Source organism: Caulobacter sp. GW821-FHT10C03, from assembly GCF_059415485.1.
Window position 1 is genome coordinate 399,177 of the sequence record NZ_JBWKNI010000001.1, and the last position, 12,734, is coordinate 411,910.

General features: G+C 70.7%; 11 protein-coding genes. 6 read left to right on the top strand and 5 right to left on the bottom strand.

Annotated elements, in window-relative coordinates; genetic code table 11:
- Positions 1–81: 81 nt before the first annotated feature.
- The gene (locus tag AC07NG_RS01865; protein ID WP_494591787.1) at positions 82–1,266 is read right to left on the bottom strand and encodes a hypothetical protein; all 1,185 of its coding nucleotides are present in this window, start codon (positions 1,264–1,266) and stop codon (positions 82–84) included.
- A gap of 113 nt (positions 1,267–1,379) precedes the next feature.
- Between AC07NG_RS01865 and crcB the strand changes: the two genes are divergently transcribed.
- The 3 genes from crcB to AC07NG_RS01880 are packed head-to-tail and all read left to right on the top strand — an operon-like array spanning position 1,380 to position 4,236.
- On the top strand, positions 1,380–1,763 hold the full coding sequence (crcB, locus tag AC07NG_RS01870; protein WP_110118190.1) for a fluoride efflux transporter CrcB: 384 nt from the start codon (positions 1,380–1,382) through the stop codon (positions 1,761–1,763).
- A complete protein-coding gene (locus tag AC07NG_RS01875) occupies positions 1,760–2,749 on the top strand; it encodes an RluA family pseudouridine synthase (RefSeq protein WP_110118191.1) in 990 nt (329 codons plus the stop codon). Before crcB ends, AC07NG_RS01875 begins: the two co-directional genes overlap by 4 nt.
- Complete coding sequence (locus tag AC07NG_RS01880; protein WP_494591790.1) at positions 2,746–4,236, top strand: 2OG-Fe(II) oxygenase family protein; 1,491 nt, start codon at positions 2,746–2,748, stop codon at positions 4,234–4,236. The genes AC07NG_RS01875 and AC07NG_RS01880 overlap by 4 nt, the downstream gene beginning before the upstream one ends.
- A gap of 133 nt (positions 4,237–4,369) precedes the next feature.
- Here AC07NG_RS01880 and AC07NG_RS01885 read toward each other — a convergent pair whose 3' ends face one another.
- Together AC07NG_RS01885 and AC07NG_RS01890 are read right to left on the bottom strand one after the other, a co-directional pair.
- The gene (locus AC07NG_RS01885; RefSeq protein WP_494591792.1) at positions 4,370–5,629 is read right to left on the bottom strand and encodes a DUF1501 domain-containing protein; all 1,260 of its coding nucleotides are present in this window, start codon (positions 5,627–5,629) and stop codon (positions 4,370–4,372) included.
- Positions 5,626–7,065 carry a DUF1800 domain-containing protein gene (locus tag AC07NG_RS01890; RefSeq protein WP_494591793.1) on the bottom strand — a complete coding sequence of 480 codons (1,440 nt, stop codon included), beginning with the start codon at positions 7,063–7,065 and terminating at the stop codon, positions 5,626–5,628. The genes AC07NG_RS01885 and AC07NG_RS01890 overlap by 4 nt, the downstream gene beginning before the upstream one ends.
- A 105-nt stretch (positions 7,066–7,170) precedes the next feature.
- Between AC07NG_RS01890 and AC07NG_RS01895 the strand changes: the two genes are divergently transcribed.
- From AC07NG_RS01895 to AC07NG_RS01905, 3 genes are all read left to right on the top strand, one after another.
- Complete coding sequence (locus AC07NG_RS01895) at positions 7,171–7,899, top strand: ATP12 family chaperone protein (RefSeq protein WP_494591795.1); 729 nt, start codon at positions 7,171–7,173, stop codon at positions 7,897–7,899.
- Positions 7,896–8,222 carry a YnfA family protein gene (locus AC07NG_RS01900; RefSeq protein ID WP_494591838.1) on the top strand — a complete coding sequence of 109 codons (327 nt, stop codon included), beginning with the start codon at positions 7,896–7,898 and terminating at the stop codon, positions 8,220–8,222. Before AC07NG_RS01895 ends, AC07NG_RS01900 begins: the two co-directional genes overlap by 4 nt.
- Before the next feature lie 73 nt (positions 8,223–8,295).
- Positions 8,296–9,828 carry an acyl-CoA carboxylase subunit beta gene (locus AC07NG_RS01905; RefSeq protein WP_494591797.1) on the top strand — a complete coding sequence of 511 codons (1,533 nt, stop codon included), beginning with the start codon at positions 8,296–8,298 and terminating at the stop codon, positions 9,826–9,828.
- Between the two features lie 201 nt (positions 9,829–10,029).
- Here AC07NG_RS01905 and AC07NG_RS01910 read toward each other — a convergent pair whose 3' ends face one another.
- Complete coding sequence (locus AC07NG_RS01910; RefSeq protein WP_494591799.1) at positions 10,030–11,661, bottom strand: Na+/H+ antiporter; 1,632 nt, start codon at positions 11,659–11,661, stop codon at positions 10,030–10,032.
- Between the two features lie 126 nt (positions 11,662–11,787).
- A complete protein-coding gene (locus tag AC07NG_RS01915; protein ID WP_494591800.1) occupies positions 11,788–12,714 on the bottom strand; it encodes a hypothetical protein in 927 nt (308 codons plus the stop codon).
- Positions 12,715–12,734 lie beyond the last annotated feature (20 nt).

A 12,734-nucleotide genomic window follows, 5' to 3' on the forward strand; every position in this document is an offset into this window, starting at 1 on the left:
CGGTGCAGGAAGAGGGTTGAGGTCGTCTTTACCTTGTCTTCAAAGCCTTGCCCGGCAAGGCCCCGCTTGGTTCCGGACGCGTTAATCCTCGACGATGTCGGGGATGGCGAAAGTGACCGGGATCAGGCAGCCCTTCTGGCCCCAGATCGAGCGGTCGGGGCGGGCCTTGTACAGCATGCTGCGGGCCGCCAGGCCGAAGGTCTCGACTGGCTGGGCGCCCAGGATCTCGATCGGCCAGATCCGGCCCTCGGGCGTGATGTCGAACTGCAGCAGCGCCCAGCCCTCGACCCGCTCGCGGGCGAACGGGACGGGATAGGCCTTGTCGAGCGACAGGTTCAGGGCCGCGCGCTCGACGCGGCAGGCGATCTGCGGCTTGGTGATCGGCTTGGTCGGGGTGCGGGGCGGCGCATCGGTCGGCCGGGGGCGGGCGGCCTGCACGCCGTAGCAGCCCTTCACCGGCTTGCCCGACTGGAAGCGGGACTCGGCGATCGCGAAGGCGGCCTGGTCGGCCAGCACCGGATCGCCGCCCTGGGCCGCGATCCGCACGTTGCGCACCTCGCCCTCGGCGTCGATGTCGTAGAGCACGCCGGCCCAGGCGCCGGCGAAGTCGCGGTCGTCGAACCGGCGCAGGTCGGGATAGCTGATCAGGGCCGGCGCGCGGCGAGGGGCCTTGCCGCAGTCGCCGCGTGCCGAGAGGGCGGCGCGCACCACGGGCGAAGCCTCGCGCTTCCGCGTCGCTATGTGCTCCAGCAGGATGGCCGTCGGCGCCTTGGCCAGGGGCGTGAAGGTCTGCGGAACCTCGAGGCGACAACCGGCCGCCGCCTGGCCGGGCGCAAAGCGCCAGCGGGCAAAGCTGGCGATCAGGTTCTGGTCGGCCTGGGCGTTCGGAGCCCGGCGGATGTCGATCGGCGCGCCCTTGGCGTCGACCGCGAAGACGAGGGCGCTGGCCGGCTGATCGCCCGACGAGGGCTTCGCGCCGGAAGCGACGTAGCGGACATTGACGTCCGGGTGGAACGGCGCGCTCTCGATCACGCGCACGTCGCGCCCCTCGCAGCGGATCACCGAAGGCGGCGGGCCGTAGGTCTGGATCCGGGTCAGCGGCGTCAGGCTGGCGGGCGTGGGCAGGGGCGGTGTCAGCGGCGGAGGCGGCGGGACCGAACCTTTCGGCGCCACCACGCCTTGCGTGACGGGGCCTTGCGTAACGGGGCCTTGCGCGAGGACGGGCGTGGCGCACAGCGTCAGGGCCAGTGCGAGGAACTTGCGCATACCATCTCCGCGAGAGTTAACGCGGCGACGCTAAGCGTGGCTGTCACCCAAGGTCAAGCCGGCCTTGGCGTTCGCACCTTGGCGTTCAGGGCCTGTCGGCGCATAAGGGGCCCATGACCAAGGTGCTTCTCGTCGCCGTGGGCGGCGCCGCCGGCTCCGTCGCCCGCTATCTCGTGGGAACGGCCGCGCTGCGCTGGATCGGACCGGGCTGGCCCTGGGGCACCCTGACCGTGAACCTGGTCGGCGGCTTCCTGATGGGAATGCTGACCGGCTGGCTGGCTTTCCGCTCAGCCGGCCAGCAGGAAACCTTCCGGGTGCTGCTCGGAACCGGGGTCCTCGGGGGCTTCACCACCTTTTCGGCCTTCTCGCTGGAGACCGCGCTCATGATCGAGAAGCGCGCCTACGGCTCGGCCTTCACCTATACCGCCGTCAGCGTCGTGTTCGCCGTGACGGCCCTTTTCGCGGGCCTTTATCTCGCCCGCAGGATGTTCGCATGAAAGAAGTTCGCACCATCTACGTCGATGGGGGCGAGGACGGGGTCCGCCTCGACCGTTGGTTCAAGCGCCGCTGGCCGCACCTGAACCACGTCCAGCTCAACAAGCTGTTCCGCTCGGGCCAGGTCCGGGTCGACGGCTCGCGCGCCAAGGCCGACACCAAGCTGGCGGCCGGCAGCCAGATCCGCGTGCCGCCGCTGCCCGACGCGCCCGATCCGGCCGACAAGGGCAAGCTGTCGGCGCGCGACATCGCCTACGCCCGCTCGCTGGTGCTCTACGAGGACGAGGACGTCCTGGCCCTCAACAAGCCCGCCGGCCTGGCCGTGCAGGGAGGCACCAAGACCACCAAGCACATCGACAAGCTGCTCAGCGCCTGGGGCGAGGGCGTCAACCGTCCGCGCCTCGTGCACCGCCTCGACCGCGACACCTCCGGCGTGCTGCTGCTGGGCAAGACCCCCAGCGCCGCGGCCCGCCTCTCGGGCGCCTTCGCCAAGCGCAAGGCCCAGAAGACCTACTGGGCGATCGTCGTCGGCAATCCGCACCCGACCGAGGGCGTCATCGAGCTGCATCTGGCCAAGCGCGGCGTCAACGACCGCGAGATCGTCGTGCCCGCCGACCCGAAGGACAAGGACGCCTCGCCGGCCGAGACCGAGTTCGTCACCATCAGCCGCGCTGGCCCGCGCGTCAGCTTCATGGCCCTGCGCCCGCACACCGGCCGCACCCACCAGCTGCGCGCCCACATGAAGGCCATCGGTCACCCGATCCTGGGCGATCCCAAGTACGGCGACGAGAAGTCGGCCCAGCTGTCGGAAGGGCTGAAGCTGCAGCTGCACGCCCGCTCGATCCTGCTGCCGCACCCCAGCGCCGGCATGCTGCACATCGAGGCTCCGCTCAGCCCCGAGATGCAGGCCGGCTTCGCCAAGTTCGGCTTCTCCGAGGACGAGGCCGAGCAGAACCCCTTCGCCCGGCGCCAAACCAAGCGGCGATGAACCAAAACCTCGTTCAGCAGGCCTGGGATCTCCTGGGCCGAGGCCGCGCCGACCAGGCCGCCGCCCTGACGGCGGAGGGCGCCGCGCGCGCCACCGCCATGCCGGGCCTGCTGATCGTCCACGCCGCCGCGCTCAAGGGCCTGGGGCGCCACGGCGAGGCCCTGCCGTTCAACGAACGCGCCGCCCGCGCCGCGCCGCAGGACCGGCTGGCCTGGTACAATCTGGCCGCCACCAACGGTGATCTTGGCCGTCAGGCCGAAGCCGAAGCCGCCGTGCGCAAGGCCATGGCCCTGGGTCTCGACGCGCCGGAGGCCTGGCTGGTCCTGGCCCGCGCCATCCAGTTCCAGCACCGCTACGACGAGGCGGAAGCCGCCTTCGAGGGCGCGATCGCCCGACGCGCCGCCTTCGTCGACGCCCACCGGGATCTGGCGCAGCTGCGCTGGATGCGGACGGCTGATCTCGACCACGCGCTCGCGCCGCTGAAGGCCGTGCTGGCCGGGCAGTCCGACCCGCGCCTGCTGCACGTCCAGGCCCTGGTCGAGGAGTTCGCCGGCAAGCTGCCCCAGGCGCTCGACACCCTGCGCGGCGGTCTGCGCCGTCATCCGGGCGACATCCACCTGCTGCTGACCGCCGCTCACGCCGCCGCCGAGCTGGGCGACAGCGGCGAGGGCCTGGCCCACGCCCAGGCGGCCGCCCGCCTAGCGCCGAACGCCGCTCCCGTGCTCAAGGCCCTGGCCGAGGCGCTGCTGGCGGCCGGCGACGCGGCTGGCGCGTCCTCGGCGGCCGGCGCGGTGGTGGCCGCCTTGCCCTACGACCAGCACGCCCTGGCCTTGCAGGCCACGGGCTGGCGGATTCTGGGCGATCCCCGCTACGGCGTGCTCTACGACTACGACTCCTTCGTGCGGCCCTACATCCTGCCGACGCCGCAGGGTTGGCCCGACCTCGACAGCTTCCTGGCCGACCTGCGTACGCGCCTGGGCCAACTGCACGACCTGGAGACCCACCCCTTGCAGCAGTCGCTGCGCGGCGGCGCCCAGGTGCAGTCGCTGCATTCCTCGCCCGAGCCGCTGTTCCAGGCCTTCTTCGCCAGCGCCCGCGCCAGCGTCGAGCGCTACGCCGCCGAGATCGGGGAGGGGAGCGATCCGCTTCGCGTCCGCCGCACTGGCGCCGTCGCCATCCAGGGCGGCTGGTCGGTCAGCCTCAAGCCCAACGGCTTTCACACCGACCACGTCCATCCGCAGGGCTGGGTATCGTCGGCCTTCTACATCGACCTGCCGCCGGGCGTGGACGACGCGAGCAAGCGCGAAGGCTGGATCAAGTTCGGCCAGCCCGGCTGCGCCACGGCGCCGAAGCTGGCGGCCGAGCACGTGGTGAAGCCGGCGCCGGGGACCCTGGTGCTGTTCCCGTCCTACATGTGGCACGGCACCGTGCCCTTCACCGGCGACACGCGGCGGCTGACCATGGCCTTCGACGCGGTTCCTGGTTAGGGAACCTCCCCCTCTGGGGGAGGCGGCCGAAGGCCGGTGGGGGGCCGTTCTCAGCTTTCGCTGTATTCGAAAGCCCGCACCCACACCCCCCACCGATCGCTGCGCGATCGCCTCCCCCAGAGGGGGAGGTTCGCTAAACCAACCCCGTAACCGCCTTAGCCCCCGCGCTATCCGCGAACACCTTGCGCTCCACCGCCGCCCGATCCACCCCCAGGTGATCCACCAGCACGCCCTTGAACAGGCCGCGCATGTCCAGCGTCGGGGCCACGTCGCGGTTCTCGAACAGGGCGGTTTCCTTCAGCGTCGGCCAGTCGCCGATGATCCCGCCGGGCTTCAGGCCGCCGCCGAGCACCAGGGCGGTCGAGGCCGTGCCGTGGTCGGTGCCGCCGGTGCCGTTCACCCGGGCGGTGCGGCCAAATTCGGTGGCGGCGACCACCACCGTGTCCTTCCAGTCCGGACCCAGTCCCTCGTGCAGGCCGTCCAGCACGGCGTCCAGATAGGCCAGCCGCGTGGCGATCTGGCCGGGCTGGCCGGCGTGGGTGTCGAAGCCGTCCAGCGACAGGGCGGCGATCTGCGGGCCGTCGGCCTGGCGCATGAAGCCGGCCAGGGTCGAGCCCAGCTTGCGCGCCGCCTCGCGACCCTGGCGGTTGTCGGCGGGACGCCCGCCCGGCGCGTTCATGGCGGGGGCGTTCATGGCCGGCGCCATCCCAGGGGCGGTGGTCGGGACGGGAGCCATGGCCGTCATCGCCGCCTGGGCCATGGCCTCGGTCTCCAGCCCGCGCGCGAAGGCCGGCCCCAGCAGGGCATCGCCCTTGTAGAGGTCCTGCAGCAGGGTGGGCAGGCGCGCGGTCTCGTCGACGCCCTTGCCCGGCGACCAGCTGGCCGCCTGCACCGGGCCGCGCAGGATCAGCGGCGCCGTGCCGCCCACCGACAGGGCCTCGGTCCTGCCCGGCCCCATCACCTGCAAGGTGCGGTTCAGCCAGCCGCTGTCGGCGCCGTAGACCTTGGCCTCGCCGGTCTCCAGCACGTCCTGGGCCTCGAAGTGCGAACGGGCGCGGTCGGGCGTGGCGATGGCCGGGGCGATCCGCGCCTGGCCTTTCAGCGCCAGAGCGTGGACGGCGGTCAGCGACGGATGCAGGCCGAAGGTCCCGTCCAGCTTCAGCACCTCTTCCGGCTTGATGGCGATGGCCCCGCGCAGGGCGGCGTAGTCCGGATCGCCCACCGGCGGGGCGACCGACATCCCGTCCATGCCGCCGCGACAGACCACGACGATCAGCTTCTTGGTCCCGCTTGCGGCGTGGGCCTGTCGTCCGACGAAGCTGACGGCCACGCCCAGGCTGGCGGCCGCAGCCAGGAACGAACGACGCGAGGAGGAGGGCGAGGCAGCGGTCATCGGCGTTGGAACTCCGGACTCATCACCAGCAGGGCGAAGGCTTCGCGGCGCGTCTCGGCGCGGGCGACGGCGCGGGCCGTGGGCTCGCTCAATCGCGCCCCCAGGGCCGAGCGCGCCAGGGCGTCGGGATCGCGGGTGTCGGCGACGGCCGAGGCGAAGCCCTGCGCCCACTGCATGCGCTTGATCAGCCCGTCGGGCGAGGCCCAGGCCTGCGCCTCCTCGGGCCAGCCCTTGGGCGAGGGCGGGGTGAACGGCTTCTGGTTCAGGCTGGTCAGGATCGGGTTCAGCTTCTCGATCTTCTCCGGCCGGCCGCCCACGGCCCTCCAGGTCGAGACCACGAACTCGTAGGGCGTCTTGATCTTGGCCGCGTCCGGATCCCAGGCCTCCGGGGCCTCGATCAAGGCCTGCGCCACCTCATCCAGCCGCCCGCCGGTGTCCATCCAGCGCTTCTCCAGCCGCGCGACCAGGGCCGGCGGCGGATCGTCGGCGACGAAGTGGCGGGCGAGCTTGCCGCAGACGTGGCGGGCGGTGCGCCGGTCGCTGGCCAGCGCCTTCAGCACCGCCAGCCCCTGGCCCTCGCCGTCCTCGACATAGCGCGCGCCCAGGATGGTCCGCTGGCCCGGCTCGTGGGCGTTGACGCGGAACAGGAAGGCGCCGGCGTCGGGGTCCTGCGCCCGGCCGATGCTGAAGCCGGTCAGGGCGCGGGCGAACTCGGTGACGTCGGCCTGGGCGTAGCCGCCGTCGACGCCGACCGTGTGCAGTTCCAGGATCTCGCGGGCCAGGTTCTCGTTCAGCCCAACCCGCCGATTGTTGCCGCGTCCCGCCGCCCGGCTGGTCGGGCCGATCGACTGGGCCTGGTCCAGATAGGTCAGCATGGCCGGGTGGGTGCTGGAGGCGACCAGCAGGTCCTCGAAGCGCCCGAACACGTTGGGCCGGATCGCCTCGCGCTCGAACGGCCCGATCATCACCGCCGTCTGCTGTTTGGTGGCCGACACCGTGAAGTGGTTGGCGAAGAACAGCGCCCAGCGCTCGCGAAAGCTCGCCGGGGTGTCGCAGGCCAGCTGGGCGCGGGAGAGGAAGTCGTCGCTGGTCTTGTCGCGCAGATAGCGCTGGGCGTCCTTCTGGGCCTGCTGCAGGGCGTCGCGGCCGAGCTTGGCGTCGACCAGCGGGATCGGCTTCATGCCGTCCTCGCCCTTGATCGCCCGCGTCTCCTGGCGCATGGCGCGCCGCTCCATGCGGTAGTCGGCGAAGGCGGCGAAGCGTGTTGCGGCGCTGTCGCCGTCGCCTTGCGGCTGGTCGGCGCCTTCGCGGCGGATCTGGTCGGTAAGGAAACCCCTGGGATCGCTTCGCGCCGCGTCGATCTCGCCCGGTCGCGCGCCCATCCCGAAACGGGTGGCGGCCAGGGCGGCCATCAGGTCCTTGGAAGGCGGGCTCAAGGCGGCTCTCCCTTGCGGTCTGGCTTGCAGTCCAGTTGGCGATCGCTCATTCAACGCGGCGGCGACGCTCTTGCTTCGCCCTTATCCAAGAAATGAGCCTTTCCCGTGTCCGACAAGCCCGACCTGATCGACAAGCCGCGCCGCTTCTACAAGGCCGCGACCGCCGGTGAGGCCAAGGACGGCGCCTATCCGGTGCTGCTCGACGGCCGCACGCCCAAGTCGCCGCAGAAGAAGCCGCTGGCCCTGCCGACCCTGGCGCTGGCGCAGGTCGTCGCCGGCGAGTGGGAGGCCCAGGAAAAGGTCATCGACTCCACGGCCATGCCCGCCACGCGCCTGGCCTTCACCGCCATCGACCGCATCGCCGAAACCCGGGCCGAGGTCGCCCGCGAGGTCGCCGCCTACGCCGGCTCGGACCTCTTGTGCTATCGCGCCGATGGCCCCACGCCCCTGATCGAACGCCAGGAGCGCGAATGGGGCGCCATGCTCGACTGGGCCAAGGCCGAGCACGGCGTGGCGCTGACCCCGGTCACCGGCATCATTCACGCGCCGCAGCCGCCGGCCACCCTGGCCACGGTCGAGGCCCTGGCCCTGACCCTGGACGACTTCAGCCTGACGGGCGTGGCCTACGCCGCCGGCCTGCTGGGCTCCACGGTGCTGGCCCTGGCCCTGCGCGCCGGCCGCGTCACCGGCCAGAAGGCGCTGGATCTCTCCCGCCTCGACGAGATCTATCAGGCCGAGCAGTGGGGCGACGACCACGAGGCCGTGACCCGCGCCGCCAACCTGGCCATCGAGGCGGCCGCGCTCGAGCGGTGGTTCGCCGCCTTGCGACGGTGAAGAGCTTCCTCGTCTACATCCTGGCCGCGGTCTGCGAGATCGGCGGCTGCTTTGCCTTCTGGACCTGGCTGCGGCAGGGGCGTTCGGCGCTGTGGGCCATCCCCGGCGTCCTGGCCCTGATCGCCTTCGCCTGGCTGCTGACCAAGGTCGAGGCCGACGCCGCCGGCCGGGCCTTCGCGGCCTATGGCGGCATCTACATCCTGTCGTCCATCGTCTGGATGCGGACGGTCGAACAGGTTCGTCCCGACTGCTGGGACCTGATCGGGGCCGCCGTGTGCTTGGCCGGCGCGGCCATCATCCTGTTCGGACCCAGGGCCCCCTGAAGGCTGCGCCTTGCCAGCCCCGCCGGGGCTCTTTACGCCTTTGGGTTCCAGTCCCTGCTTGGAGCCCACGACCTTGCAACACATCCTCGAAGAGCTGGATCGTCGTCGTGAGCAGGCCCGCGCCGGAGGCGGCGAGCGCCGCGTCGCCGCGCAGCACGCCAAGGGCAAGCTGACGGCCCGCGAGCGGATCGACCTGCTGCTGGACGAGGACTCGTTCGAGGAGTTCGACATGTTCGTCGAGCACCGGGGGACCGAGTTCGGCATGGCCGAGCAGAAGGTGGCCGGCGACGGGGTGGTGACCGGCTGGGGCACGATCAACGGCAAGGTCGTGTTCGTGTTCTCCAAGGACTTCACGGTGTTCGGCGGCAGCCTGTCGGGGGCGCACGCGGCCAAGATCGTCAAGGTCCAGCGCCAGGCGATGAAGGCCGGCGCGCCGATCATCGGCCTGTTCGACGCCGGCGGGGCGCGGATCCAGGAGGGCGTCGACAGTCTCGCGGGTTACGCCGACATCTTCCTCGAAAACACCCTGGCTTCGGGCGTCATTCCACAGATCAGCGTGATCATGGGCCCCTGCGCCGGCGGCGACGTCTACAGCCCAGCCATGACCGACTTCATCTTCATGGTGAAGGACACCAGCTACATGTTCGTCACCGGCCCCGACGTGGTGAAGACCGTCACCAACGAGGTGGTCACCGCCGAGGAACTGGGCGGAGCCCGCGTCCATGCGGCCAAGTCGGGCGTGGCCGAAGGGGCGTTCGAGAACGATCTCGAGGCGCTGACCCAGGTGCGCCGGCTGATCGACTTCCTGCCCTCGTCCAACCGCGAGAAGGCCCCGATCCGTCCCAGCTTCGACGACCCGCACCGCCAGGAGGCCAGCCTCGACAGCCTGGTCCCGACCGATCCGGGCAAGCCCTACGACATGAAGGAACTGATCCTGAAGATCGTCGACGAGGCCGACTTCTTCGAGATCAGCAGCGAATGGGCCAGGAATATCGTCTGCGGCTTCGCCCGCATGGACGGGCAGACCGTGGGCATCGTCGCCAACCAGCCGCAGGTGCTGGCCGGCGTGCTCGACATCGACAGCTCCAGGAAAGCCGCTCGCTTCGTGCGGTTCTGCGACGCCTTCGAGATCCCGATCGTCACCCTGGTCGACGTGCCGGGCTTCATGCCGGGCACCAAGCAGGAGTACGGCGGCCTGATCAAGCACGGCGCCAAGCTCCTGTTCGCCTACGCCGAGGCCACGGTGCCCAAGGTCACCCTGATCACCCGCAAGGCCTATGGCGGGGCCTATGACGTGATGAGCTCCAAGCACCTGCGCGGCGACGTCAACTACGCCTGGCCGACGGCCGAGATCGCGGTGATGGGGGCCAAGGGGGCGGTCGAGATCATCTTCCGCCAGGAGGCCAAGGACCCGCAGGCCCTGGCCGCTCGCGAGGCCGAATACAAGGACCGCTTCGCCAACCCTTTCGTGGCCGCCTCTCGCGGCTATGTCGACGACGTCATCATGCCCCACGGCACCCGCAAGCGCATCGTACGGGCGCTGCATTCGCTGAAGGGCAAGGTGCTGACCAACCCCGCCAAGAAGCACGACAACATTCCGCTTTGACGATGCGAACCTCCCCCTCTGGGGGAGGCGGCCGAAGGCCGGTGGGGGGCGTTCCCCAAATCCGTAAAATCCCCGCGAAAGCGGGGACCCAGGTGTTTTATCGTCGAGCGCTGTGGGTTGCAGAAAAGCCTGGGTCCCCGCTTTCGCGGGGATTTTACGGGAGGAGGGTGGCCTCGGGCGGCGACATCCCCTCCACCCTGGTCACACCTTCAACCGCGCCTCGGCCAGGTCGATCTCGCGCATCAGCTTGGTCTGCGCCTCGCCGGCGACCGCTCGCTGGCGGATCAGCCCGTGCAGCGCCTGCCGTTCGGCCTGCAAGGCCACCAGCCGCACCTCCTTCTCAAAGCCGCGCCCGCGACGAGCGGCCAGGGCCGCTTCGCCGGTCTGGGCCAGGCCGTCCAGGCGGTCGCGATAGATGTCGACCACCCGGGCCGAGGCCGTCTGGAAGTCGGCGTCGGCGGCGTGCGGCGAGGCGGCCTGCATCTGCTCGACGGCCTGGACGGCGGCGATGGCCAGGGCCTCGCGGGCGCGTTCGGCCTGCTCGTGGCTGGCGGTGTCGGGCGGCAGTTGCAGGTTCTTCATCAGCAGCGGCAGGGCGGTCGCCGAGATCAGCAGCGACAGCACGATGACGCCGGCCGCCAGGAAGATGGCCAGGTCCCGAGCGGGGAAGGCCTCGCCCGAGGCGGTGACCAGCGGCAGGGTCAGCACGCCGGCCAGGGTGATGGCCCCGCGCGCCCCGGCGCAGGCGGTGGCGGCGATGATCTTCCAGTCCGGGCTGGACCGCTCGTCGCCGCGACGCTTGGCGCGCAGCAGGGTCAGCTTCAGCGAGCCCCACACCCAGGCGAAACGCAGGGCGCCAAGGCTCAGGGTGATGGCGACCACATAGACGGCCAGCCACCACGGCTCGTGGTGTCCCGTGGTCTGCACGGTCTCGACCGCTCCGGCCAGGATCGACGGAAGTTGCTCGCCCAGCAGCACGAAGATCACGCCGTTGGCGGTGAACTGCAGGGTGTCCCACACCATGTTGCGGCGGACGCGGGTGGCGGCCACGGTCTGGCGGGCGACTTCCGAGAAGCTCATCGCCACGCCTGCGGCGACGGCGGCCAGGATGCCCGAGGCGTGCACCCGTTCGGCCAGCAGATAGGCGGCGAACGGGATCAGCAGGCTGATCAGGGTCTGGGGGCCGGCGTCCTCGGCGCCCGAGCGAGTCAGCCAGGCGTTCAGGGTGGTCACGACCAGGGTGGTGGCCACGCCGACGACCACGCCGGCCAGGGCCACCCAGGCGAAGTTCAGCACCGCCTCGTGCAGCACGAAGCTGCCGGTCAGGGCCGCGGCGATGGCGAAGCGCAGGCAGACCAGGCCCGAGGCGTCGTTCAGCAGCGACTCCCCCTCCAGGATGTGCATCAGCCGCTTGGGGATCGGCACCCGCTGGGCGATGGCCGACACCGCGATCGGATCTGTCGGCGAGATCACCGCGGCCAGGGCGAAGGCCACGGCCAGCGGCATGGCCGGGATCATCCAGTGGATCAGGAACCCGGCCCCGACCACAGTCAGCACCACCAGGCCCAGGGCCAGCTCCAGGATCACCGGCAAGTCCTTGAAGAACTCGTCCTTGGGGATCCGCCAGCCGTCGAGGAACAGCAGCGGCGGCAGGAACAGCAGGAAGAAGAGGTGCGGATCGAGCGAGACCGGCGTCTTGGTGACCAGGGCGATCAGCGCGCCCAGGCCGATCTGCACCAGGGGCGCGGGAACGGCCAGCGGCAGGAACCGGGCGGCGGCGCCGCTCAGGACGACGGCGGCCAGCAGGGCCAGAACGATCTCGACAGTCTCCACGCCTTAAAACGCCTCCTTTGGGCCTCGTCTCCGTTGGGATCGAGGTTACCCTAGGGTGATGCGTCCGGCGGCGCGACCCACAAACCTCGCCCCGCGGCGAACCGCGGGGCGAGGGTCTTCAGGGCGTCAGGCGTCCACCGGCTCGCGCGCGGTCGTCGTCGCGCCGAGCCCGGCGGTGATCGCCTGGGCGTAGTCGGCTGGGGTCGGCTCGCCTCCATTCGAGGCTTCGGTCGACCAGATGCCGCCGCTGTTCCACAGGAAGCCGCCGGTGACGCCGGTTCCCGCCGACTGGGCGAAGGCCTGCTCGATATAGCTGGGATCGCCGCCGTCGGCGCCTTCCACCGCATAGCCCGGCACGATGAACGCGCCGGGGTTGGTCACGCCCGTGTTCGGCGTTGCCTGCACGGCCGCGATCCAGTCGCTCGGCGTGTTGCTGGCGCCGCCCGCATAGCACTGCAGGTTCATCCACTTGACGATCTGGGACTGGTCGTTCTGGGCGTAGACCGCGCTCAGCGCGCCGGTCCAGAAGTCGGTGGCGGTGTAGGGGCAGTAGGTGGCGTAGAGGCCCAGCGACCCGACGTCGAGCGTCAGGGTGACGATCATGGTCTGCTCGTCGTTGGTGTAGCCGGTCTGGGACTCGTAGTCGAAGTCGACGCCGCTGACCCCGAAGGCCGACTTCAGCGCCGCCAGGTTGGTCTTCACCGCGTCGCGCGAGCCCAGCCAGGCGGTGAAGTCGCTGGTGGTGCCCCAGGCCCCGACCGAGACGATCAGGTCGCGCACGCTGCCGCCGGTCATCAGCGCCTTGATCAGCTCGGGGAAGTCCGGATTGACCCCGCTCTTGCCGTCGGTGGCGTACTGGATCTTGCCGTCCTGCACGAACAGCGTGTCGTTCAGATAGAGGTCGCCGCCGTCGTGAATGTGGATCGACCACAGGATCACGGTGGTGATGCCCTGGTTCAGCTGCGCCGCCTGCTCGGCATAGGGCACGGGCGGGGTGGGATAGCCGTCCTGGAACAGGCCGTTGCCGTAGATGGCGATGGGATAGGCCGACATGACGTTGCCTCCGGCTCGGA

Coding starts and splice junctions, on each gene's coding strand:
- crcB (WP_110118190.1), top strand. CDS start 1,380: ATGACCAAGGTGCTTCTCGTCGCCGTGGGCGGCGCCGCCGGCTCCGTC.
- AC07NG_RS01885 (WP_494591792.1), bottom strand. CDS start 5,629: ATGACCGCTGCCTCGCCCTCCTCCTCGCGTCGTTCGTTCCTGGCTGCG.
- AC07NG_RS01880 (WP_494591790.1), top strand. CDS start 2,746: ATGAACCAAAACCTCGTTCAGCAGGCCTGGGATCTCCTGGGCCGAGGC.
- AC07NG_RS01875 (WP_110118191.1), top strand. CDS start 1,760: ATGAAAGAAGTTCGCACCATCTACGTCGATGGGGGCGAGGACGGGGTC.
- AC07NG_RS01915 (WP_494591800.1), bottom strand. CDS start 12,714: ATGTCGGCCTATCCCATCGCCATCTACGGCAACGGCCTGTTCCAGGAC.
- AC07NG_RS01865 (WP_494591787.1), bottom strand. CDS start 1,266: ATGCGCAAGTTCCTCGCACTGGCCCTGACGCTGTGCGCCACGCCCGTC.